The organism is Edwardsiella hoshinae NBRC 105699 = ATCC 33379, from assembly GCF_000474215.1.
Lineage (GTDB): Bacteria > Pseudomonadota > Gammaproteobacteria > Enterobacterales > Enterobacteriaceae > Edwardsiella > Edwardsiella hoshinae.
In genome coordinates this window covers 1-23,322 of record NZ_BAUC01000035.1, presented here as the reverse complement: position 1 = coordinate 23,322, position 23,322 = coordinate 1, and the positions used below count along the sequence as shown (strand labels likewise).

Here is a 23,322-nt window from a genome sequence, read left to right as displayed (position 1 = left end):
AGCAGTATTACTGGAACAGCTCCTGCGGACGGATGGGTAGCGCACGATAATGTGTCTGGTTGGGTTTATCGGACAGGACATCCAACTCGACCTTGACCTCTTTGGTCTTGTGATCGATCTCGTTTAAGCGCCCGATAGTCGGTTGGCCCGCTTCGAACAGATTGGTGGAACCGCCGAAGCTGAACATGGTGTCGCGATCCGGTTGATATTCAACGATCGAGGTGATCGGGTTGTACCACGCGTAGCCACGATCTTTGCCGTATTCCCAGACCTGCTGCACCGTCATGTTTTTCTCATCGATCTTGTATTCGACGATGCGTGAGTATTTCATGGTGGGCAGTGCCGGTTGCTCCAGATGACGCCCGTCGCCGTTGTCGAATACCGTCAGCGTTCCCTTGGGCGACAGCCAGGCGGTGTGCTGGGTATAGACGAAGTCGAAGTCGCTGTTTTCACAGACGCCCTTGGTATTACAGTTCAGCGGTTTGTTCTTCTCATCGACTGGCTTAAGCAGCTTGGTAGACAACTTTTCGTTCCAGCCCTCGGACGGTGCCAGGATCCACTTCACTTGCTTGTCTCGCCCGATCTTGACGACCCCTTGATGGCGGGAGGAGAGGATGATGCTGTCGTCTTTGGGGTCGTAGGCGATGGAGTTGACGTGAGCCCAGTTGCGACCCGGGCCGACGCCCAACGCGTCACCGAATGGGGTATCCGGTTCTAACTTCGCTTGCTGACCGGCGTGATTTAGATCGACGTTAACACACACCGCACCGGCATCGAGGGCACCGAGCAGACTGTCGCGTAGTGGATCGAGGATCCGGGTGAGATCCCAGACGTCGACGACTCGCCCCGATTTATCGACCTCTAAGATATGGTCGCGTATGGTATGTACCCGCTGACCGTCTTCGCGCAGATAGTTGCGCTTACCGACACGTAGCAACACGGTGCCTTGCGGCGTTTCTAGCGACTCGTGGGTGGCATCCAGATAGCCGCGCGGCAGGCGGTGGTCATTTAGCACCTGTCCCAGCATATCGAACTCGTACCAGTGTTGTCCTTGCACGGCGGTGAAGGTACCGCGTGGGGTTGCGCGGATCCCCATCAAGTAACCGCGTTTATTGACGTTCACGTCGTGGCCGTTATACAGCGCATCTTGACTGAGCCACCAGCGGTATTCACCTTGAGTATCGACGATGAAAGTAAAAGGCGCGATGTCGAAAGGCAGTGATCCCGTGGCGGGATTGGCGTCGAGTAAGCCAGCGTTTTTATCTTTCTCGCCACTCCAGTGTAAATCTGAGCCTTGTGGTGTAAAGGTGTGGCTATTAACCAGGTATAGACGATCTTTAAATCCTGTCGCGACTTTCACCGCCTTGACGGATTGTAAGTCACTGAATGAGCGGTTATCCATATATTTATTTACGATGGCGGATGTTCGAATAATATAGTCGTCTTTATTATTTTTCCCTGCTTGGGTATATTCGATACTGACTTTATTATCATGTTTCTGATACAGACCGAAAATAGGAATGCCATCGTAGGTTAAGAGCGATTGTTGGCCGACCGGGTAACTGATCGCTACGCCATTTTTCCCTTTACCGTGTACAGTGACTTTGACATTGGAGAGTCTCTGTCCGTTGAGGTTGATGATGGCGGTGAGTGGTGCGTTACCATAGGGATCGACGACGACGGAGCCAAGGTTACCGACGGCGGGGGCGGCCGGCATGCCTGCGGCGTGCAGGTTGAGGGAGAGGGTGCCGAGGGTTAAGGCGATGGCGGCAGCGATCAGGCCTCTTTGGGGGGTACGCAGCATAGTGTTCTCCTAACGTTGCAATAATCCATGTTGATTATCAGAGGACGGTGAGGCGTTGGGGGCCAGCCGTCCGTCGTATCCTAAAAAAGGGAACCCGTTACTTTCTTTCATGTGTCGAGGTTATAAGTCATGCGATAATAAATAATATAAGAATTCTATTTATTACATTGCATCGATGATTGTTTTGCCAGGGAATGTATTTTATGAATATTAAGGGCATTACGCTGACGCATATTTTTATAACTGATAAAAATAGCGTGTTGATGCACCATGTTATGATAATAACTTGACTGTTATCACGTAATTTAATTCGGCAAGGATTTCTTTTGTCAAGATAGTAGGTTATCTGTAGAGGGAGATAAATACTTATTTCCGGATAATGATCATGCGTAAACTGAATAATGTAGCGCTGGATAGTGAACTGCTGGCGTTATTTCGCGCGTTGACGGAAACCGGCTCGCTTTCTCAAGCGGCGATGCGCATGGGAATGAGCCAGGCTGCGGCCAGTCGTGCATTGGCTAAGTTACGCCTCATCTTTCTGGATGCCCTGTTTGTCAAAGGTGGCTATGGCATGCAGGCGACCGCGCGAGCGCGTGAACTGATGCCGCAGGTGACGCGTGTGCTGCAAGCCTTGGATCACCTGACGAGACCTTATCAGTTCGATCCGCAGACGTTGCGACGCACGCTGACGCTTGGGGCGGTGGATAACGGTGTCGGGATGATCTTCTCACGCGTGGTGAAGGCATTGTTTCAGCAAGCGCCTCAGGCGCGGATCGCGATCCTACCGATTGGCGATGATCTGTTCTCCAGCCTGAAGTTCGGTCGCATGGATCTGGCCATCTACCCCTTGATCGAACTACCTGCGGATTTTCATGAGGCGAACCTCTTCCAGACGGAGATCGTCTGCCTCGTGCGTCGGGAACACCCGTTAGCGCACCGGATGCGGCGCGGCGAGACGCCGAACTTGGCGCAGATCAATGCCTATCGCCGGCTACAGATTAGCCTGCATGACGGCACGCCGGGAGCGGCGGTAGGACATCCGTTGACGGGCCCGCAGGTGGAGTACGACGTCGCCATGTCGCTGCCCTACTTTCTAGCGGCACCAATGATCCTGGCGCAGACCGACTTTGTCTTGGCATTGCCGCTGCAAACCGCCCGTTACTTCGCCGGGATGGCTAACTTGACGATCCTGCCCTATCCCGTCGCCGCGGGCCGTTTCTATACCCGTTTGATCTGGCATCATCGGGTACATCATGATCCGGCGATCCAGTGGCTGCGCGATCTGTTTCTACGCTTCGCCGGCGAAGCGCAGGCGTTAGGCTCGACTATGACGCGGGAGGCGGACGCGGCGTGCGTCGCGCCAGGATGAGAGGCGGCGTGTGGCCGCCTCGTTTACCGACGTGTTATTGCTCAAGGTAGGCCAGAATACCCTGGGCTGCCTGGCGCCCTTCGGCGATCGCTGTCACCACCAGGTCGGATCCGCGTACCGCATCACCGCCAGCGAAGATCTGCGGGTGACTGGTCTGGTAGGGGTAGTCGCCCTGCGTGTCGGCGATGATGCGTCCTTGCGCGTCGCGCGCTACATCATGCGCATCCAGCCAGGGGAGATCGTGTGGGCGGAAGCCGAATGCCAAGAGCACCGCATCGGCCGCTAGCGTCACCTCTGAACCAGGGATGATACGCACTGCGCGTCGTCCGGCCGCATCGGCTTCGCCCAGTTCGGTCTGTGCCATGCGTACGCCACATACCCGTCCGGCCGTGTTGGTTTCGATAGCCAATGGCTGGAGGTTGAAGCGGAACTCGGCGCCTTCCTCGCGGGCATTCTTCACCTCACGGCGTGAGCCGGGCATGTTCGCCTCGTCGCGTCGGTAGGCGCAGATCACCTGGGTCGCACCTTGACGTAGGGCGCTACGAACGCAATCCATGGCGGTATCGCCACCACCGAGTACCACCACGCGTTTTGCTTGCATCGAGACATACGGCGTTTGTGCCTCTTCGGGATAGCCCATCAGGTGGCGTGTGTTGGCGATCAGATAGGGAAGGGCGGCGAGTACGCCCGGCGCCTCCTCATTGGCTAATCCGCCCGGTAAGGCGCGGTAGGTGCCAACCGCGAGAAACACGGCGTCATATTCCTGTAGGAGTTGTTCCAGCGCCACATCACGGCCTATTTCGCAATTCAGATGGAACCGGATGCCCATGGCGCTGAAGATTTCGCGCCGGCGTACCATTACCTGCTTCTCCAGCTTGAAGGCTGGGATACCGAAAGTCAGGAGACCGCCGATCTCTGGATGGCGGTCAAAGACTTCGGCCTGGACGCCGCAGCGGGCCAATACGTCGGCACAGGCGAGCCCCGCAGGCCCCGCGCCGATGATCGCTACGCGCTTACCGCTTGGCTGAACATCGCTGAGATCCGGCTGCCAGCCTTCGGCCAGCGCCCTATCGGTCAGATAGCGTTCGATGCTGCCGATGGTGACGGCACCGAACTCGCCGTTCAGGGTGCAGGCGCCTTCGCACAACCGGTCCTGCGGGCAGACTCGGCCACACACCTCGGGCAGACTATTGGTTTGATGCGCTAGCGTTGCCGCCTCGTGGATACGTCCCTCGTTGGCCAGTTTCAGCCAGTTGGGGATGTAGTTGTGCAACGGACAACGCCACTCGCAATAGGGGTTACCACAGGCGAGGCAGCGATCGGCCTGCGCCTGTGCCTGGCTGTCGGAGAATGGTTCGTAGATCTCGATAAACTCGGCCTGCCTTTGTTTCAGCGGCTTCTTTGGCGGATCGATGCGCTGTAGGTCAATAAACTGATAAACATTCTGACTCATGGTGTCTCCGCCTCCTTATTGGGCCTGTACACGCAGCTCGGCTGCGGAGCGGCTACGGTGTCCTAGCAGCGCTTTCACGTCGCTAGACTTGGGTTTGACCAGCACGAAATGCGTGGCCCAATGCGGCCAGTCGGCCAGAATCGTTTCGCCGCGTCCAGAGCCGGTCAGGCGGACGTGTTCGGTGATCATGCCGCGCAGGTGCTCCTCGTGGATCGCCAGATCTGTCATATCCAACACCTCGACCAGTTCCGCGTTGACGCGTTGACGGAACTCACCGTCCTCGTCGAGGACATAGGCGAAACCTCCGGTCATTCCGGCTCCGAAGTTGATGCCTGTGCGTCCAAGGATGCAGACGATGCCGCCGGTCATATATTCGCAGCCGTTATCCCCGATTCCTTCGACCACTGTCAGCGCGCCGGAGTTACGCACAGCAAAACGCTCGCCGGCGCGCCCGGCGGCAAACAGCTTCCCGCCGGTGGCACCATATAGACAGGTGTTGCCGATGATACTGGCTTCATGGCTGCGGAAAGCAGAGCCGACGGGCGGCCGGACGACGATACGCCCGCCGGCCATTCCCTTGCCGACATAGTCGTTAGCGTCACCGGTTAACGTCAGTTCGACACCGGCGGCGTTCCACACGCCAAAGCTCTGGCCGGCGGTACCGTTAAATTGCAGCTTCAGTGGTGCGCTGGCCATCCCTTGCTCGCCGTAACGCTCGGCGATGGTACCGGAGAGCGAGGCACCGACCGAGCGGTCGGTATTATGAATGTCGCAGAACAGCGTACGTCCTTGGCGGTTGGCGATGTTTTGGTGTAATTGGGCCAGCAGATTCTGGTTGAGCACTCCCGCGTCGAAGGGTGGGTTTCCCTCGGTGCAGTACAGCGCCTTGCCCGGATGGGGCGTGGCGGTTTCCAGTAGCGGTGCCAGATCCAGGCGTTGCTGCTTGGCAGTGATCCCGTCCAGTGTGGTCAGCAGATCGGTACGCCCGATCAGATCCACGAGGCGACGAACCCCAAGTTGCGCCATCAGCTCGCGGGTTTCGCGGGCGATAAAGTGGAAGTAGTGGCTGACGCGTAACGGCAGGCCATGGAAGTGGTCGCGGCGTAGCTTCTCATCTTGGGTCGCGACGCCGGTCGCACAGTTATTAAGGTGGCAGATACGCAGGTACTTGCAGCCCAGGGCGACCATCGGTCCGGTACCGAACCCGAAGCTCTCCGCCCCAAGGATCGCTGCTTTAACGATGTCGACGCCGCTCTTCAGTCCTCCGTCCACCTGGAGACGGATCTTATGGCGTAACCCGTTCGCGACCAGCGCCTGTTGCGTTTCTACCAGCCCCAGTTCCCAGGGACAACCAGCATGTTTCACCGAGGAGAGTGGGCTGGCCCCCGTGCCTCCATCGTAGCCGGCAATCGTGATCAGGTCGGCATAGGCCTTGGCAACCCCGGTCGCGATGGTACCGACGCCCGGCTCGGAGACCAGCTTGACGGAGATTAGCGCGCGCGGGTTAACCTGTTTAAGATCGAAGATCAACTGTGCCAGATCCTCGATGGAGTAGATGTCGTGATGTGGCGGGGGCGAGATCAGGGTGACGCCAGGCACCGAGTAGCGCAGCTTAGCGATGTAGGGCGTCACCTTATCGCCCGGCAACTGACCACCTTCACCTGGCTTAGCCCCTTGCGCCACCTTAATCTGGATCACGTCGGCATTGACCAGGTAGGCCGGGGTAACGCCGAAGCGTCCAGAGGCAACCTGCTTGATGCGCGAGACTTTATCGGTACGATAACGGGCCGGATCTTCGCCGCCTTCGCCAGAGTTAGAGAAGCCCCCCAAGCCGTTCATCGCCTGGGCTAGCGCCTCGTGCGCCTCGGGACTCAGGGCTCCGATGGACATGGCTGCGGTGTCGAAACGCTGGAATAGCTCTCTCTCTGGCTCGACTTGCTCCAGATCGAGCGGTTGCGACGCGGGACGCAGTGCCAGTAGATCGCGTAGCGTGGTCACCGGGCGGTGGTTGACCAACTCTGCATAACGCTGATAGTCATGGTATTCGCCGCTGTTGACCGCCTGTTGTAGAGCGCGTACTACATCTGGGTTATAGGCGTGATATTCACCGTCATGCACATATTTCAACAAGCCGCCCTGTTCCAAAGGCTGGCGGGCGAGCCAGGCACGGCGCGCCAGGTTGTGTAGATCTTGTTGGAAGTCGCTGAAGTTGGCACCGCCGATGCGACTGACGACACCGGGGAAGCAGAGCGCGCAGATCTCGGTGTGCAGCCCGACGGCTTCGAACAGCTTGGAGCAGCGGTAAGAGGCCACCGTCGAGATGCCCATCTTGGACATGATCTTGTACAGCCCCTTGTTGATCCCGTTACGGTAATTGAGCATCACCTGGCGGTAGCTGCGGGTGATGGCACCGCTATCCACCAGTTTGGCCAGCGTTTCATAGGCCAGATAGGGATAAATGGCGGTGGCGCCGAAGCCGAGCAACACGGCGAAATGGTGCGGGTCGCGAGCGCTGGCCGTTTCGACGATGATGTTGGCATCGCAACGCAGGTTCTGCTCCACCAGTCGCTGCTGCACGGCACCGACGGCCATCGGGGCAGGGATCGGCAGGCGCTGTATGCCGATGGCGCGATCGGAGAGCACCAGCATGACGGCGCCCTGGCGTACCCGGCGCTCGGCCTCGTCGCACAGTTCAGCGATGGCTTGGCGTAGATCGCGCTGTTGCGGATCGAAGGTGATGTCGAGTGTTTCGGCGCGATAGTACTCCTCATCTTGTCCGGTCAACTGCACGAAGTCGGAGTAGAGCAGCACCGGCGACTTGAAGTTTAAGCGGTGCGCCTGGCCTTCCGCCTCGCAGAAGACGTTCATTTCGCGCCCGATGCTGGTGGAGAGCGACATGACGTGCGCCTCACGCAGCGGATCGATAGGCGGGTTGGTTACCTGGGCGAACTGTTGGCGGAAATAGTCATAGATCAGGCGTGGCCGGCTGGAGAGCACGGCGAACGGCGTGTCATCGCCCATCGAGCCAGTGGCCTCTTGGCCATTCTCCCCCAGAACCTGCACGATCTGCTCGATCTCTTCGCGGCTGTAGGCAAACTGTTTCTGGTAGCTAAGCAGCGTGCGGTCATCCAGGGTGCGACTACCGACTTGATCGTCAGGCAGATCCTCGAAGGGGATCAGGCGGCGTACGTTCTTCTCCATCCACTCGCGATAGGGGTGGCGGCTCTTCAGATCGTCATCGGTCTCCTGCGAATGGAGAATGTGGCCGGAGCGGGTGTCGATCACCATTAATTCACCGGGGCCGACGCGTCCCTTCTCGACCACCTCGTCGGGTTGGTATTCCCAGATCCCGACCTCCGAGGCGCAGGTGATCAGCTTATCTTTGGTGATCACATAGCGCGCCGGGCGCAGGCCATTGCGATCCAGGTTACAGGCGGCGAAGCGCCCGTCGGACATTACGATGCCCGCCGGCCCATCCCATGGCTCCATGTGCATCGAGTTGAAGTCGAAGAAGGCGCGTAGATCGGGATCCATGTCGGGGTTGTTCTGCCAGGCAGGCGGTACCAGCAGACGCATGGCGCGCACGATGTCCATCCCACCACTAAGCAGCAGCTCCAGCATGTTGTCCAGCGAGCTGGAATCGGAGCCACTCTCGTTGACGAAAGGCGCGGCATCGTGCAGATCGGGGATCAGCGGCGTCTTGAACTTATAGGTGCGCGCTCGCGCCCATTGTCGGTTACCGGTGATGGTGTTGATCTCGCCGTTGTGAGCAAGGTAGCGAAATGGCTGTGCTAGTGGCCAGCGTGGTACGGTATTGGTCGAGAAGCGTTGGTGGAACAGGCAAATAGCCGACTCCATACGCAGATCGGCCAGATCAGGGTAGAAGCGTGGCAGATCGGCCGGCATACATAGACCCTTGTAGATGGTCACCAGGTTAGAGAGGCTACAGATGTAGAAGTCGGGATGATGGATACGCTTTTCGATACGCCGCCGGGCGACAAACAGACGTCGCTCCAGATCGCGTGGACGCCATCCGGCTGGCGCGTTAATGAAGATTTGTTCGATGCGTGGCATCGAAGAGAGGGCGATCTCGCCGAGGACCTCTTGGTTAACCGGCACTTCACGCCAACCAACGATGGACAGGGTTTCGTTCTGTAACTCCTCTTCGACGATGCGCTGCGCGTCGCGTGCCTGTTCGTTATCGCGACTGAGGAACAACATGCCGACGGCGTAGTTCTTCGCCAAGCGCCAGCCCCGCTCCTCTGCGACCATGCGCAGGAAACGGTCAGGCTTCTGCAATAACAGCCCGCAACCATCGCCGGTTTTGCCGTCGGCCAGGATCGCGCCGCGGTGTTGCATGCGGGCCAGGGCGTGGATGGCGGTACGCACGACCTTATGACTCGGCTCGCCTTCGATATGGGCAATCAAGCCGAAGCCGCAGTTGTCCCTTTCGTGGGATGCATCGTACAACATATTCAGTGAACCTCCCCAAGCTCTGCGTACCCCGCCGCTGAGCGCGGCAACCGCTGGCGGGCAGAGCCCCCGTCAACTGGCACGGGAGATCCGCCCGCCGGGCAGCCGCTTGCATCGGTATTCACAAGCAAGCTGTCACTCGTTACGCGGGGGACATAAATAACTGGATGACTGTGATGTGATGTTGTGCCGCACGGATGGTTATTGATTTTATTTCCGGCGGCTTTTCAACTTATCGGGAAAGATTTCTCAGGTCAAATGAGGGGTCTATCACAGTTTCATGTGGCGTTTTTTGAGTCATTGCATTGATTTTAAAATAAAAATAGGATCTGCGCGCACGATGAGCCCACACGATCACTGACGTAATGATTAACCATTGGTCACTATAAAACCCCTCTCATTATGCTGTCTCATGCTAATAACTTCTTTTTTATCGGATTAAAATTTCAAAAATTAATGTAATGGTGATGGTTAATTTTGTTTTTAGTCTGTTGAAATATTCCACCGCCACGGTCATTTTGTGGTCAGGGATTGATGGTTTTATCATTGCATAAGTAGTCATGTTCTTATGGCATCTCTGCGCCGTTCTCCGGGGACGCGCGCCGCAGAGGCACGCCAGGGGCGCGTAACAGGACGGCTCGGCGTATAATGGCGCACTTTGCCGGCGGGTTAGATGGGGCGTGTAGTCGATTATGCAGTTGCAGCAATTAGTTAATATGTTCGGCGCGGATTTGCAGCGCCGTTATGGTGAAAAAATCCATAAACTGACCTTGCACGGCGGCTTTAGTTGTCCCAACCGTGACGGAACTCTCGGTCGCGGGGGATGCACCTTTTGCAATGTCGCCTCCTTTGCCGACGAGCAGATGCAACAGCGTAGCATTGCCGAACAGCTGGCGGCGCAGGCGCGTAAGGTGAACCGTGCCCGGCGTTATCTGGCCTATTTTCAAGCCTATACCAGTACCTATGCTGAGGTTTGCGTGCTGCGTGAAATGTACCAAGAGGCGCTCCGACAGGCGGATATGGTGGGGTTGTGCGTGGGAACGCGCCCTGATTGCGTACCGGAGAGTGTGCTCGATCTGCTGGCGGAATACCGTGAGCAGGGGTATGAGGTCTGGTTGGAGCTGGGACTACAGAGTGCCCACGATCGTACCCTGCACCGCATCAACCGCGGGCATGATTTTGCTTGTTACCAGCGCACCACGCGCGCCGCCCGGGCGCGTGGATTGAAAGTCTGTAGCCATCTGATCGTCGGTTTACCCGGGGAGAGCCACTCGGATTGTCTAGAGACGCTGCAACGGGTGGTCGAGACGGGCGTCGACGGTATCAAGTTGCACCCGTTGCACATCGTCAGCGGTAGCGTGATGGCCAAGGCTTGGCAGGCCGGGCGTCTGCCGGCATTGACCCTAGAGCAGTATGTACAGACGGCCGCCGAGATGATCCGTCACACGCCTCCTGCGGTGATCTACCATCGTATTTCCGCCAGCGCGCGCCGTCCGACGCTACTGGCCCCACAATGGTGCGAGAATCGTTGGACTGGCATGGTGGCGATCAACGACTATCTGTTGCGTCATGGCGGGCAGGCGTCGGCATGCTAACTGCGCCGTGCCCAAGCGGTTAGCGGCGATTTTACGGTATGATGGTTCAGGGAAAACGGCCGGGGAGTGCAAGATGAAACAAATTCGGGTATTAGCCCAGTATTACGTTGATTTAATGGTAAAACTTGGGCTGGTGCGCTTCTCCATCCTACTTGCGTTGGCGTTAGTCTTGCTCGCGATGGTGGTGCAGTTAGCCGTGACTATGTTGTTGCGTGGTCAGGTGGACAGCATCGACGTGGTGCGCTCGGTGTTCTTTGGACTGCTGATCACGCCCTGGGCCGTGTACTTTCTATCGGTGGTGGTCGAACAGTTGGAAGAGTCACGCCAGCGTCTGAGTAAGCTGGTCAATAAACTCGAGGAGATGCGCCATCGTGACTTGCAGCTCAACCAGCAACTTAAAGACAATATCACCCAACTCAATCAAGAGATCGCCGACCGCGTCAAGGCCGAGGAAGCACGCTTGCAGGTGCTGGATACCCTCCAGCACGAGATCGATCAGCGAGAGCTGGCTCAGGTCGAGCTGGAGCAACAATCTGCGCTGCTACGCTCTTTCCTCGACGCCTCCCCGGATCTGGTGTATTACCGCAATGAGAACGGTGAATTTTCTGGCTGCAACCGTGCGATGGAATTATTAACCGGCAAGAGCGAGAAACAGCTTATCGGCCTGACGCCGCGCGATGTCTACGATGCGGATATCGCCCAGAAAGTGATCGAGACGGATGAGAAGGTATTCCGCCACAACGTCTCGCTGACCTATGAACAGTGGCTGGTCTATCCCGATGGGCGTAAGGCTTGCTTCGAGTTGCGGAAGGTGCCGTTCTACGATCGCGTGGGTAAACGCCATGGCCTGATGGGCTTTGGGCGCGACATCACCGAGCGTAAACGCTACCAGGATGCATTGGAGAACGCGAGCCGCGATAAGACCACTTTCATCTCGACCATTAGTCATGAGTTACGTACTCCGCTCAACGGTATTGTCGGCCTCAGCCGTATCCTTTTGGATACCGAGCTGAATGATGAACAGTTGAAGTACCTGAAAACTATCCACGTCAGCGCCATCACTCTTGGTAATATATTTAACGATATCATAGAGATGGATAAGCTTGAGCGCCGTAAGGTCCAGTTGGACAATCAGGAGATCGACTTTACCGGCTTTCTGACGGATCTGGAGAATCTCTCCGGCTTGCTGGTACAACCGAAGGGATTGAGTTTTACGCTGGCTCCCGAGGCTGGCTTGCCGCATAAAATTATGGCGGATGGGACGCGTTTGCGTCAGATCCTGTGGAATCTGATCGGTAACGCCGTAAAGTTCACGCAACAAGGTGGGGTCAGTGTACGCGTCTGGCGTGAGCCATCGGATAAGCTGCTCTTCGAGGTTCGCGATACCGGTATCGGCATTCCACGCGATGAACAGGACAAGATCTTCGCCATGTATTATCAGGTGAAGGATAGGAACGGCGGTAAGCCCGCTACGGGAACCGGTATCGGTCTGGCCGTCTCCAAACGCCTGGCCCAAGCGATGGGGGGCGATATCGTTGTTCACAGCGAGGCGGGCAAAGGCGCCTGTTTTACCCTCAGCATCCGGGCACCGTTGGTCGAGGAGGCGCTGAGTGAACCGCATGCCGACGAAGAGATGCCGTTGCCAGCATTACACGTCCTGCTGGTCGAAGACATCGAGTTGAACGTCATCGTAGCGCGTTCGGTACTGGAGAAGATGGGGAATAGCGTGGAGGTGGCGATGAGTGGTGCCGAGGCGCTCTCCATGTTTGATCCGCAGGAGTACGACTTGGTGTTGTTGGATATTCAATTGCCGGATATGACTGGCCTGGATATCGCCCGTACCCTGTGCCAACGCTATGGTAAGGCCGCTTTGCCTCCGCTGGTGGCACTGACGGCGAATGTATTGAAAGATAAAAAAGAGTATCTGGATGCCGGCATGGATGACGTGCTGAGCAAGCCGCTGGCCGTCCCGGCGTTAACGGCGGTGATCCGCCGTTTCTGGGACGGTGCGCCGGCGGCACCATCCACTGCTGTGGGCGTGGCCGTACACGACGCGCGTGAGTTGTTAGACACCGAGATGCTGCAACAGTATCTCGAGCTGGTCGGGCCGCAATTGATCACGCAGAGCTTGGCGGTCTTCGAGAAGATGATGCCGGGTTACCTTTCGGTGTTGGAGTCCAATATGACTGCCCGCGATCAGAAAGGGATCACCGAGGAAGGGCATAAGATCAAAGGCGCCGCCGGTTCGGTGGGATTGCGCCATCTGCAACAGTTGGCGCAACAGATCCAGACGCCTACTTTGCCTGCTTGGTGGGACAACGTGCAGGAGTGGATCGAAGAGCTGAAGCAGGAGTGGCGCCACGATGTGCAAGCGTTACGAGAGTGGGTCGAGCAAGCGGTAAAAAAATGACCCCGACGGAGTCGGGGTGCGCAACGACTGCGCCAACACCAGGGAAACTGGCTAGCTACGCATAGTTGATGAGAGAAATTATCAAGAAAAGGTTTGCGTAACTAGAACGATTCGGTTCGACGCACAACATTGTCAACATACCAATAACTAGATGATGAATGTTAGTTCATTCATTTAAATGTGTGATGCATTTTGTTTTTTACCAATACAAACCGCCAATATATTGACTTAATTAGAATTCGTTACTAGTGGGATTGATGGCGTAACGTGGTGCTAAAAAGGTAAAGAAAATCGAATAGTTAATCAGCGTTAATGCTAATGATGCGACACCCCGTGCGGGGCGGTATCGCGGCTAACGTAGGTAATCAATGAGTGAGGAGAAGCAATGAAACGAGTTGGCGTAGTGCTCAGTGGCTGCGGGGTGTTCGATGGCAGCGAGATTCATGAGGCGGTGTTGACGCTGTTGGCGCTCTCCCGCGCTGGCGTTCAGGCGGTATGTTTGGCGCCGGATCGGGAACAGGCGCAGGTGATCGATCACCGGCGCGGCGAGGCGGTTGCCGAGCAACGTAACATATTGGTCGAAGCGGCACGTATCGCCAGAGGCGAGGTACAGCCCTTGGATCAAGCGGATGCCAGCCAACTGGATGCCTTAATCGTCCCAGGCGGATTTGGTGCAGCGAAGAACCTGAGTAGTTTGGCAAGCGAAGGGGCGGAATGTTGGGTTGATAGCGATCTGCAACGCTTGGTCAAGCAGTTACACCAGGCCGGTAAGCCGTTGGGTTTCATTTGTATTGCGCCGGCGCTGTTGCCCAAATTGTTGGGCGAGCCGGTGCGGGTAACCATCGGCAATGATGCGGGAACCGTCGCCGCCATCGAGGCAATGGGCGGCCAGCATGTTGCCTGTCCGGTGGATGAGATTGTCGTGGATGCTGCGCAGCGCGTAGTTACTACCCCGGCCTATATGTTGGCTGGCTCGATCGCCGAAGCGGCACAAGGGATCGACAAGCTGGTCGCACAGGTGTTGGAAATGATGCGATGAGAAAAACAGCAGCGCTGCGTCGCATCGGACGAGGCGTACGACATTGGTGCGGACGACTGTGCGTTGCGCTGCTGGGGATGTGGCTCGCGGCTTTGTTGTTGTTTGCCATCCTGCCAGTGCCCTACTCGACGGTGATGATACAACGCCAGGTTGCTGCCTGGTTGGATGGCGATTTTAGTTATGTCGCCCATCAGCGTTGGCGGCCACTTTCGGCGATCTCACCTGAAATGGCATTGGCGGTGATTGCCGCTGAAGATCAGAAATTCCCACAACACTGGGGATTCGATCTGAGCGCTATCGAACAGGTGCTGGATCGTGCCACTGAGGGCGATCGACCATTGCGTGGTGCCTCGACACTTTCTCAACAAACGGTGAAGAATCTGCTGCTGTGGGATGGACGTAGCTGGTTACGCAAAGGATTGGAGGCCGTGCTCACGTTAAGTGAGGAGCTGCTGTGGAGCAAGCGCCGTATTCTGACCGTCTATCTGAATATTGTCGAGTTCGGTCCGGGTATCTTCGGGGTGGAGGCGGCGGCCCAGCATTACTTCCATAAACCGGCTAGCCGCTTGACGGCCAGTGAGGCTGCGCTGTTGGCGGCGGTACTGCCCAATCCGCATCGTTTTCACGTCCAGGCACCCTCAGGTTATGTCTGGCAGCGTCAACGCTGGATCTTGCGTCAAATGCGTCAATTGGGGGGAGAGGCCTTCTTGCGGCGCTATGATTTGTAGATATCGTCACCTCCCCGCCAATAAGGGGAGGTGACGCGAGGGTTACTTCAACAATGTGAAGGCGGTAGTGACGTGTTTCACGCCGCTAACGCGGCTGGCGATTTGCGCCGCCGCCTGTCCCTCTTTCGGTGTGACCAACCCTAACAGGAAGACTTCACCATTCTCGGTGGTCACCTTCACGTTGGTCGATTTTACCTGATCGCTGGCGAGTAACTGAGAGCGCACCTTGGTGGTGATCCAGGCATCAGCCGAGGCGGTGCCTAGGCTAACAGGATTCCCCCGCCGGATCTCGTTGTAGACGGCCTTGGTGCCTTCGACGCCCATGGCGATCTGCTTAGCACGGTTGATCAGTTCTTGGCTTGGGGCCTGTCCGGTCAGTAAGACCTGGCCTTGATAGGCCGTGACCACTACCCGCGCTTCTTTCTTCAGTTGCGCATCTTTGCTCAAGGCATTGGAGATACGCGCTTCGAGCGTGCCATCGTCGACCTGAGTGCCCACACTACGCGGATCGCTGGCTGCTTGGGTCGCCATGGTGGCGCTACCGATCACGGCGGCAACACAGCCTTGCAACAGCAGCGCGCTCAGCACCAGCAGCAGGGGGAAACATCGGGTTAAGGGAAAACGCATCGTCATGACGACTCCTTCAGTCAGCCTGATGAGGGAACAGAGTGTTATCGATTAAATCACACAGGCAATTGACGGTCAGCATGTGCATCTCTTGGATCCGGGTACTGCGATGGGAGGGGATGCGGATTTCTACATCCTGCTGCCCTAGCAGTCCGGCCAACTCACCGCCGTCGTAGCCAGTCAGTGCCACAATGGTCATATCGCGCGTTACCGCCGCTTCGACCGCCTTCACGATATCACGGCTATTGCCGCGGGTTGAGATAGCCAACAGGACGTCACCGGCGTGTCCGAGGGCTCGCACCTGTTTGGCGTAGATTTCGTCATGCAGACGATCATTGCCTATCGCGGTTAAGACCACGCTATCGGCATTAAGTGCGATCGCGGGTAGGCTAGGACGCTCGGTTTCAAAGCGATTGATCAGCGTGGCGGCAAAATGTTGGGCATTGGCGCCGGAAGCACCATTACCGCAGCACAGAATTTTATTACCGTTGAGTAGCGACTGTACCAAGGTCATTGCCGCGCGGGAGATGGCATCAGGCAGGGCCTCGGCGGCGGCAATTTGAGTTTGAATGCTTTCAGTAAAACAGCCTTTGATTCTTTCCAGCACGGTAAGTATCCATTGATTCAGAAAAGCCTGAAAAGCAAGCGCGCTTCAGACAAATGCATTAGGCAGCCATTGTAACCGCCCGCCGGTGATTGCCAAAACGTCAAAACGGCAGTCAGCCGTTTCTAGGCTCTGATTTTGTGCCGCCAGCCAGCGAGCGGCAGTACGTAACAAGCGTCGTCGTTTACCGCTATCGATGCTGGCCGCCGCGCCGCCATAGCGCTCGGAGCGGCGATAGCGCACCTCGACAAACACCCAGGTAGTGCCGTCGCGCATGATCAGATCGATCTCGCCGCCGGGTAAACGCACATTGGCGGCGTGAAAACGCAGTCCGGCATGCTCCAGATAACGGCGCGCCTGTTGCTCATACTGCGCGCCGATCTGTTGCGAGCTTACTGTACTGGGACAATGCTGCCCTGTTGGTACTGTAGCCATGGCAGTTTTCGCTGAATGACGCAGTCCGCGTTGGCGCTGAGCACCCCGGTCGCGCCCTTGACTTGGAAGCCGGGGATCTGGCGCATTTGGGTAAAGTGGTTCGCCAAAGTCCAAGCATCGGCTCCCATGGCATACAGGCGCATCAACGAATAGTCGTTACGATACTGAGCCGGAGCCTGTTGCAGAATGGCGGGGGCGCTGCCAGCCAGTAATGGGATGTCGCTAAACTGCACGCCCTCCATCTCTAGGCGGAAGTCCGGACCGGCGCCCGCCTGATAGCTGCGTGAGCTGGCATACAACCCGACCCCGTTATGGGTCCCGTTGGCCAGATCGATCATCGGTTTGATCAGCGTCAGCTCGGCCGGGGTGGCGATGATGTAAACGGCATCCACATTACCGCCACTCGTGGCGGGAGGCTGCACCGGCGCCGGGATAGTCAGGCCGGCGATGGTGACTGATGCCGGCTGAGCGGGGGCGACCATGACTGGTTGTCCGCTCAGACGGATGCCCGTTCCTCCGTTGATGGTGCTGCGCAGTTCAGCGCTGGAGCCGAAGGTTTGTTGCAATACCGTACCGCCGCCCAGGGATTGCCACTCGCTGGCGAAGGCTTTCGCGACGCGATCACCCAGCGGACTGCGTGGGATCAGCAGTAGCGGCGTGCGTTTACCCTGTTCCCAGATGTGGTGTGCGGCATCGCGCGCCTCATCCTCTGGAGATAGAGCGAAGTAACAAATATTGGGCTGGTTTTGTACTTTTTCCGGCTGGTTGAGCGCCAGAATATTCAGCGGCGTAGCGAGACTAGCGAGTTGCTCGACGTTGTTTTTTAGCAGCGGACCGACGACCAAACTCGCGCCACCTTGTTGCGCCTGGGTCAATAGCGCCGACAAGGGCGTGGCGCTGGTGTCATACACCTGAATATGGGCTGCGGGGTTGCCGGGGCTGACGCTTGGGGCGATGGGATCGCCCGCCGCATCCAGTTGCGGCGGCGTCGATGCGCTGGCGTCGCCCGGTGCCGCTGCGGTGCTTGCCGCGGCGCTTGCGCCGTTCTGAGCGCTGGGGCTGACGGCACCGCCGGCGTTAACATCCGTCTCCGCTGGCGTGTTGCCTGTACTTACGGCTGGTGCTGTCGGCGTCGTGTTCGTTGCCGCGTTTACTGAAGCCGTCGCGTCTGCCGTGGCACCTTGGCTGAAGGCGCCATTCTTGGCCGCGTTGAAGCCAGCTTCGATGGCGTCGGAGAAGGCCTTCGCCTGGCCATTTAGCGGCAATAGCAAAGCGATGTTAGCGGTGGAGGCAGCTTGCAGGTGTAGGATATTATCCAGGGCAGAAGGCAGCAGTGTCGCCGCCGGATTGTTGGGATAACGTGTCTGCCAGTCCTTGATTGCCGCTTTGAGTAAGGCCGGATCCTGGCGGTTATCCTGGTACAGACGCAGTAGATCTAGCCAGCCACGGAGTACATCCTCATTGGCGTTGATCACCATACCGTTGAGATCGGCCTGGCTGAGTCCGCTTAGCGCAGCCCAGGTGGCGTCGATGTTGGCCTTACGCTGCGCATCTTGCGTCAGTAGCGGTTGTAGCGCGATGTAGGCGCGGAGCTGCGCCAGCGTGTTTTTACCTGCTGGCGTGGCGATCAGCGCTTGATAGTAACGCTGTTGCTGCGCCGGGGCGAGCTGGGTGGCATCCAACTTGGCGAGCAGTACAGCGGCCTGCTGTGGTGCATGGCGGGCAAGCGCTAACTCGGCGCCCACCAACAGGTGTTCCTGTTGCTGCGCCGCACTCAGCTGTTGCGGCAGTTGGCCGTACAGTTTGGCCGCCAAGGGCAGCTTTCCTTCGCGCAGCAATGCACGAATGGCAAGTAATTGCCAATCAGCCTTGCTATCATCGCTACTTTGCTTCATCTGCTGCAAATAATAGGCGGCGGATGCGGTTGCTTCGCTCTGAATGGCGGCGGGCGGCGTGGTGGATTCGCGCCCGGCGCAGGCGGCCAATAACATGGCGGCCAGAACCAGCGGGATGAGGCGTCCGGACTTGGTGCGGACAGTGATTGAGGAAAGCATACTGTACCCAGTGAATTTTTTTTCAGAATGCTCAATATTAAATCGACAAACCGGATGAAACAATGAATCAAAACGATCATGCTGCCATTTCTGCGGCGACGCTGTATGTGGTACCGACGCCGATCGGTAACCTTGGGGACATTACCCAGCGGGCGTTGGCGACGCTGAAAGCGGTCGATTTGATAGCGGCTGAGGATACCCGTCATACGGGAATGCTGTTACAACATTTTGCCATTAATGCGCGTTTCTTCGCATTACATGACCATAACGAACAACAGAAGGCCGAACTGTTGCTCGACAAGCTACGCGCCGGCCAGAGTATTGCCTTGGTTTCAGACGCCGGTACGCCGCTAATCAACGATCCTGGCTACCATTTGGTGCGTCGTTGCCGTGAGGCGGGGATCCGTGTGGTTCCTTTGCCGGGAGCGTGCGCCGCGACCACCGCGTTGTGTGCGGCAGGGGTGGCGTCGGACCGTTTCTGTTACGAAGGCTTCTTGCCGGCTAAGAGCAAGGCGCGGCGCGATCGTCTACGAGCTCTGCAACAGGAGGCGCGCACGCTGATCTTCTACGAGTCGACCCATCGTCTACTGGAGAGTCTGGAAGATATGGTGAGCGAACTGGGCGGTGAGCGGTATGTGGTGCTGGCGCGCGAGCTGACTAAGACCTGGGAGAGTATTTACGGTGCGCCAGTGGCGCAGCTGTTGGCCTGGGTGCGTGAAGATGAGAATCGGCGCAAGGGCGAGATGGTGCTGATCGTTGAAGGTTATCAGGCCGATGAGGAGGCCCTATCGCCCGAGGCACTGCGCACATTGGCGTTGCTCCAGGCGGAGCTACCGCTGAAAAAGGCAGCGGCGTTGGCGGCAGAGATCCACGGTGTGAAGAAGAATGCGCTGTATAAATATGCACTCGCGCAGCAATCAGGTGACAACGGCGCTTGAATAGCCTATCATCCGCGCCGGAGTTGACCAGACAATCGCCGCTGTGTCGTCGTCCTTTCGAGGAGACGGGCGCAGGGGAGGAAAGTCCGGGCTCCATAGGGCAGGGTGCCAGGTAACGCCTGGGGGGCGCGAGCCCACGACCAGTGCAACAGAGAGCAAACCGCCGATGGCCCGCCGTAAGGCGGGATCAGGTAAGGGTGAAAGGGTGCGGTAAGAGCGCACCGCGCGGCTGGCAACAGACCGTGGCACGGTAAACTCCACCCGGAGCAAGGCCAAATAGGGGTTCACAAGGTACGGCCCGTACTGAACCCGGGTAGGCTGCTTGAGCCAGTGAGCGATTGCTGGCCTAGACGAATGATTGTCCACGACAGAACCCGGCTTACCGGTCAACTCCCTCCATCTAAAAACCCCGCTTCGGCGGGGTTTTTGCTTTTTATGGGATCAGGGATGCGGGGCGGAGGAAGAGGAGGTGGGGTTATCTCCCTCTGGCGGCACCGAGGTGCTCGTCCCATCCTCCTTCGGCGGGGATGTCGGTGCGTGCTCTTCTTCCAGCGGCGCGTTAGCCGTGAGCAGATAAGATGACTGCTGCCAGCGGCTGCGTTGAGTCTGTAGCAGGGTACGTGCCAGGATGATGCCGATGGCCAGCGCCAGCAGTATCATTAGACGTAGCAGGTTAGTGGTGTTATCGACCTGCTGTGATTCGGTCGCCAGCACGTGCGTATCCAGCGTCAAGCGTAAGAAACCGAGCGGGCCATCGTGGCCGTCGATCGGTTGGACGATCTGATGGTTGAAGTAGCTACCGGCTCGTTGCCCATCCAGCGCCAAGCGATCACGCACCTTGACGCGTTCTCCAGCCTGCGCCACCAATGTGCCGTTCAAGGTATAGACGCTGGCGTCCAGAATTCGACTATGACGAGTCAGCCCCTCAAGAATGGGAGCGATGCGCTTGCTGTCTGGTGAGTCATCATTCATAAACGGCGTTAGGCGGGCGGCGACCTGTTGCGCCAGGGTTTGTGCCAACTCGCCGACCTGATCAAGCCTCGCCCGTTGATGGCTCAGACTGAAATAGGACGCCCCCTGGAGTAAAATAACCAATAAAGCTAAGCATATCAGAACGATAGCGGTTCTGTGTAGGCGGAAGCGAAGTGTGGCCTTAACCATGAAGAGATCCTATACAGCGGTAATGACTTTATGTTGCCAGAAGCCTTAACGATAGGATAGCGTGAGGCTCGGTTTTGACGCATGGATGGTGTTTGAGAGGAGTGGTTATGCCCAATTGTCTTACCTTTTGCGATCTACCGGCGGAGATCTACCGCTGGCCCGGCTTACCGCTGTCGCTGAGTGGCGATGAAGTGATGCCGTTAGACTATCGTGCCGGGCATACCGGTTGGTTGTTGTACGGGCGTCATTTAGATAAGGCGGCGCTGCATGCCTTTCAACGTCGTCTGGTCGCGCCGTTGGTGGTGGTGGCGGCATGGTGCATCGAGGATTATCAAGTGGTACGCCTGGCCGGCAATATGCCGCCGCGTGCGGCGCTTATCGCCAATGAGCAAGGCTTCGATGTGGCGGTGCTGGGGCGTCTGCCACATCTGCGCTCCCCCGGACTGTTAGTGATGGATATGGACTCTACCGCCATCACCATCGAGTGTATCGATGAGATCGCGCGTCTAGCTGGGGTTGGGGGGGAGGTCGCTGCGGTGACAGAACGCGCGATGCGCGGCGAGTTGGATTTTGCTGCCAGTCTGCGACAGCGCGTCGCGGCGCTAGAGGGGGCGGATGCCACACTCCTGCAACAGGTGCGAGAGAGCCTGCCACTGATGCCGGGGCTGACCAGCTTAGTGCGTAAGCTGCAAGCTTTCGACTGGCATGTGGCGATCGCTTCCGGTGGTTTTACCTACTTCGCCAGTCACCTGCGCGAGCGGTTGAATCTGTATGCGGCGGTGGCGAATGGGTTAGAGGTACGGAATGGACGCCTGACGGGGCGGCTAGAGGGCCGCATCGTGGATGCTCAATGTAAGGAGGATACTCTATGCGATCTGGCGCAACAACTCGGCATTCCGCTGGCGCAGACGGTCGCCATTGGTGATGGTGCTAACGATCTGAAAATGATCCAACGTGCGGGATTGGGCATTGCCTATCACGCCAAACCCTGTGTGTATGAGCGCGCACCGATGGCCATTCGCCATGCCGATCTGATCGGGGTGTTGTGCGTGTTGAGCGCCACGCTGAAACATGAAGAGCGTTAACCGCTGTACGCATTCACAGTGTTATCGCTCGTTTCCTGTTATACTGAGCGCCGGCGTTGGCGTAGTTTGTCCGGGAAGAGAGCAGGGGGACTGGGCGTGGCCGTGTGAACATCAAGAAGGAGAACGGTGGTGGCGAAGGCGGTAAAACGGGCGTTTGTTTGTAACGAATGTGGGGCGGACTACCCGCGTTGGCAGGGGCAGTGCTCAGCCTGTCAAGCCTGGAACAGTATCAGCGAGGTACGGCTAGCGGCGGCACCGACGGCGGCGCGTGGCGCCCGCCTGTCCGGTTATGCCGGTGATGCTGGTGGCCTGAGCAAAGTACAAAAGCTCGCCGAGATCAGTCTGGAGGCGTTGCCGCGTTTTTCCACCGGCTTCGCCGAGTTCGACCGAGTTTTGGGCGGTGGGGTCGTACCCGGCAGCGCCATTCTGATCGGTGGTAACCCCGGTGCCGGCAAGAGCACTCTACTGTTGCAGACCCTGTGCCGTCTAGCACAGCAGATGAAGACCTTGTATGTCACCGGTGAGGAGTCGCTGCAACAGGTGGCGATGCGTGCCCATCGCCTCGGTTTACCGACCGAGGGGTTGAACATGCTGTCGGAGACCAGTATCGAGCAGATCTGCCTGATTGCCGAACAGGAGCAACCGAAGCTGATGGTGATCGATTCGATCCAGGTGATGCATATGGCCGATATTCAGTCGTCTCCCGGTAGCGTGGCACAAGTGCGTGAAACGGCGGCTTATCTGACGCGTTTCGCTAAGACTCGCGGGGTGGCGATCATTATGGTGGGCCATGTGACCAAGGATGGCTCGCTGGCAGGCCCCAAGGTATTGGAGCATTGCATCGATTGTTCGGTGCTGCTCGATGGTGACGCCGACTCGCGCTTTCGTACTCTACGCAGCCATAAGAACCGCTTCGGTGCGGTCAATGAGTTGGGGGTGTTCGCCATGACTGAGCAGGGGCTGCGTGAAGTCAGCAACCCCTCGGCCATTTTCCTTAGCCGCGGCGAGGAGATCACCGCCGGTAGCTCGGTGATGGTGGTTTGGGAGGGGACTCGCCCCTTGCTGGTGGAGATCCAGGCGTTAGTGGATACCTCGATGATGTCTAACCCGCGTCGGGTGGCGGTGGGGTTGGAGCAGAACCGTCTGGCGATCCTGTTGGCGGTGCTGCACCGTCACGGTGGGTTGCAGATGGCCGATCAAGATGTGTTCGTCAATGTGGTCGGCGGGGTGAAAGTAGCGGAAACCAGTGCCGATTTGGCGTTGTTGATGTCACTGGTTTCCAGCCTGCGTGATCGGCCGTTACCACAGGATCTGGTGATCTTCGGCGAGGTAGGGCTGGCCGGTGAGGTGCGCCCGGTGGCGAGCGGTCAGGAACGCATCATTGAGGCGGCGAAACATGGTTTCCGTCGGGCGATGGTGCCCCACGCCAATATGCCGAAAAAGGCCATTCCTAATATGACCGTGTACGGGGTGAAGAAGCTGGCGGACGCGTTGGCGATCCTGCAAGATTTGGAGTGATAATTGCGCCATAAAAACGGGCTCCCGTA

16 protein-coding genes and 1 other RNA gene are annotated in these 23,322 nt (G+C 57.8%); 9 read left to right on the top strand and 8 right to left on the bottom strand.

Translation table 11 applies throughout. The annotated features are described in order from the left end of the window. Positions 1–7 precede the first annotated feature (7 nt). Complete coding sequence (gene assT, locus EHO01S_RS14060; protein ID WP_024524557.1) at positions 8–1,804, bottom strand: arylsulfate sulfotransferase AssT; 1,797 nt, start codon at positions 1,802–1,804, stop codon at positions 8–10. Between the two features lie 385 nt (positions 1,805–2,189). Between assT and EHO01S_RS14055 the strand changes: the two genes are divergently transcribed. Next, the gene (locus tag EHO01S_RS14055) at positions 2,190–3,173 is read left to right on the top strand and encodes a LysR family transcriptional regulator (protein ID WP_024524556.1); all 984 of its coding nucleotides are present in this window, start codon (positions 2,190–2,192) and stop codon (positions 3,171–3,173) included. 34 nt (positions 3,174–3,207) lie between these two features. On the opposite strand, the gene EHO01S_RS14050 is transcribed toward EHO01S_RS14055, so the two are convergent. Next, on the bottom strand, positions 3,208–4,626 hold the full coding sequence (locus tag EHO01S_RS14050) for an FAD-dependent oxidoreductase (RefSeq protein WP_024524555.1): 1,419 nt from the start codon (positions 4,624–4,626) through the stop codon (positions 3,208–3,210). Positions 4,627–4,641: 15 nt separating this feature from the next. Continuing rightward, positions 4,642–9,099, bottom strand: coding sequence for a glutamate synthase large subunit (gene gltB / locus EHO01S_RS14045; protein ID WP_024524554.1), 4,458 nt, complete (start codon positions 9,097–9,099; stop codon positions 4,642–4,644). A 692-nt stretch (positions 9,100–9,791) separates the two neighbouring features. On the opposite strand from gltB, the gene mnmL reads away from it, so the two are divergent. From mnmL to mtgA, 4 genes are all read left to right on the top strand, one after another. After that, a complete protein-coding gene (gene mnmL / locus EHO01S_RS14040) occupies positions 9,792–10,694 on the top strand; it encodes a tRNA modification radical SAM protein MnmL/YtqA (protein WP_024524553.1) in 903 nt (300 codons plus the stop codon). Positions 10,695–10,767: 73 nt separating this feature from the next. Continuing rightward, a complete protein-coding gene (gene arcB / locus EHO01S_RS14035; protein ID WP_024524552.1) occupies positions 10,768–13,104 on the top strand; it encodes an aerobic respiration two-component sensor histidine kinase ArcB in 2,337 nt (778 codons plus the stop codon). A gap of 385 nt (positions 13,105–13,489) precedes the next feature. Beyond that, positions 13,490–14,143, top strand: a complete 654-nt coding sequence (gene elbB, locus EHO01S_RS14030) for an isoprenoid biosynthesis glyoxalase ElbB (RefSeq protein WP_024524551.1) — start codon at positions 13,490–13,492, stop codon at positions 14,141–14,143. Then, positions 14,140–14,871 carry a monofunctional biosynthetic peptidoglycan transglycosylase gene (gene mtgA, locus EHO01S_RS14025; protein WP_024524550.1) on the top strand — a complete coding sequence of 244 codons (732 nt, stop codon included), beginning with the start codon at positions 14,140–14,142 and terminating at the stop codon, positions 14,869–14,871. The genes elbB and mtgA overlap by 4 nt, the downstream gene beginning before the upstream one ends. A gap of 42 nt (positions 14,872–14,913) precedes the next feature. Here mtgA and dolP read toward each other — a convergent pair whose 3' ends face one another. Genes dolP through EHO01S_RS14005 form a run of 4 tightly spaced genes read right to left on the bottom strand, consistent with a single transcriptional unit; the run spans position 14,914 to position 18,591 of the window. Continuing rightward, on the bottom strand, positions 14,914–15,504 hold the full coding sequence (dolP, locus tag EHO01S_RS14020) for a division/outer membrane stress-associated lipid-binding lipoprotein (protein ID WP_024524549.1): 591 nt from the start codon (positions 15,502–15,504) through the stop codon (positions 14,914–14,916). 10 nt (positions 15,505–15,514) lie between these two features. After that, entirely contained in the window at positions 15,515–16,105 is a 591-nt protein-coding gene (diaA, locus tag EHO01S_RS14015) for a DnaA initiator-associating protein DiaA (protein WP_005297367.1), read from the bottom strand. Between the two features lie 45 nt (positions 16,106–16,150). Then, entirely contained in the window at positions 16,151–16,537 is a 387-nt protein-coding gene (locus EHO01S_RS14010) for a YraN family protein (RefSeq protein ID WP_024524548.1), read from the bottom strand. After that, complete coding sequence (locus EHO01S_RS14005) at positions 16,495–18,591, bottom strand: penicillin-binding protein activator (protein ID WP_024524547.1); 2,097 nt, start codon at positions 18,589–18,591, stop codon at positions 16,495–16,497. Before EHO01S_RS14005 ends, EHO01S_RS14010 begins: the two co-directional genes overlap by 43 nt. Positions 18,592–18,653: 62 nt before the next feature. Here EHO01S_RS14005 and rsmI point away from each other — a divergent pair, with 62 nt between their 5' ends. Next, the gene (gene rsmI / locus EHO01S_RS14000) at positions 18,654–19,529 is read left to right on the top strand and encodes a 16S rRNA (cytidine(1402)-2'-O)-methyltransferase (RefSeq protein WP_024524546.1); all 876 of its coding nucleotides are present in this window, start codon (positions 18,654–18,656) and stop codon (positions 19,527–19,529) included. Between the two features lie 19 nt (positions 19,530–19,548). Beyond that, an RNA gene (rnpB, locus tag EHO01S_RS17960) (RNase P RNA component class A) lies at positions 19,549–19,927 on the top strand. Positions 19,928–19,970: 43 nt separating this feature from the next. On the opposite strand, the gene EHO01S_RS13995 is transcribed toward rnpB, so the two are convergent. Further along, positions 19,971–20,690 carry a YtjB family periplasmic protein gene (locus EHO01S_RS13995; RefSeq protein WP_024524545.1) on the bottom strand — a complete coding sequence of 240 codons (720 nt, stop codon included), beginning with the start codon at positions 20,688–20,690 and terminating at the stop codon, positions 19,971–19,973. A gap of 107 nt (positions 20,691–20,797) precedes the next feature. On the opposite strand from EHO01S_RS13995, the gene serB reads away from it, so the two are divergent. Next, positions 20,798–21,775 (top strand): phosphoserine phosphatase, encoded by a 978-nt coding sequence (gene serB, locus EHO01S_RS13990; RefSeq protein WP_024524544.1) that lies wholly within the window; start codon positions 20,798–20,800, stop codon positions 21,773–21,775. Between the two features lie 129 nt (positions 21,776–21,904). Further along, on the top strand, positions 21,905–23,293 hold the full coding sequence (gene radA, locus EHO01S_RS13985) for a DNA repair protein RadA (protein ID WP_024524543.1): 1,389 nt from the start codon (positions 21,905–21,907) through the stop codon (positions 23,291–23,293). Positions 23,294–23,322: the final 29 nt, after the last annotated feature.

Bases quoted from the DNA above. Each gene is read 5' to 3' on its own strand.
- assT (WP_024524557.1), bottom strand. From the start codon at position 1,804: ATGCTGCGTACCCCCCAAAGAGGCCTGATCGCTGCCGCCATCGCCTTA.
- EHO01S_RS14055 (WP_024524556.1), top strand. From the start codon at position 2,190: ATGCGTAAACTGAATAATGTAGCGCTGGATAGTGAACTGCTGGCGTTA.
- EHO01S_RS14050 (WP_024524555.1), bottom strand. From the start codon at position 4,626: ATGAGTCAGAATGTTTATCAGTTTATTGACCTACAGCGCATCGATCCG.
- gltB (WP_024524554.1), bottom strand. From the start codon at position 9,099: ATGTTGTACGATGCATCCCACGAAAGGGACAACTGCGGCTTCGGCTTG.
- mnmL (WP_024524553.1), top strand. From the start codon at position 9,792: ATGCAGTTGCAGCAATTAGTTAATATGTTCGGCGCGGATTTGCAGCGC.
- arcB (WP_024524552.1), top strand. From the start codon at position 10,768: ATGAAACAAATTCGGGTATTAGCCCAGTATTACGTTGATTTAATGGTA.
- elbB (WP_024524551.1), top strand. From the start codon at position 13,490: ATGAAACGAGTTGGCGTAGTGCTCAGTGGCTGCGGGGTGTTCGATGGC.
- mtgA (WP_024524550.1), top strand. From the start codon at position 14,140: ATGAGAAAAACAGCAGCGCTGCGTCGCATCGGACGAGGCGTACGACAT.
- dolP (WP_024524549.1), bottom strand. From the start codon at position 15,504: ATGACGATGCGTTTTCCCTTAACCCGATGTTTCCCCCTGCTGCTGGTG.
- EHO01S_RS14010 (WP_024524548.1), bottom strand. From the start codon at position 16,537: ATGGCTACAGTACCAACAGGGCAGCATTGTCCCAGTACAGTAAGCTCG.
- EHO01S_RS14005 (WP_024524547.1), bottom strand. From the start codon at position 18,591: ATGCTTTCCTCAATCACTGTCCGCACCAAGTCCGGACGCCTCATCCCG.
- rsmI (WP_024524546.1), top strand. From the start codon at position 18,654: ATGAATCAAAACGATCATGCTGCCATTTCTGCGGCGACGCTGTATGTG.
- EHO01S_RS13995 (WP_024524545.1), bottom strand. From the start codon at position 20,690: ATGGTTAAGGCCACACTTCGCTTCCGCCTACACAGAACCGCTATCGTT.
- serB (WP_024524544.1), top strand. From the start codon at position 20,798: ATGCCCAATTGTCTTACCTTTTGCGATCTACCGGCGGAGATCTACCGC.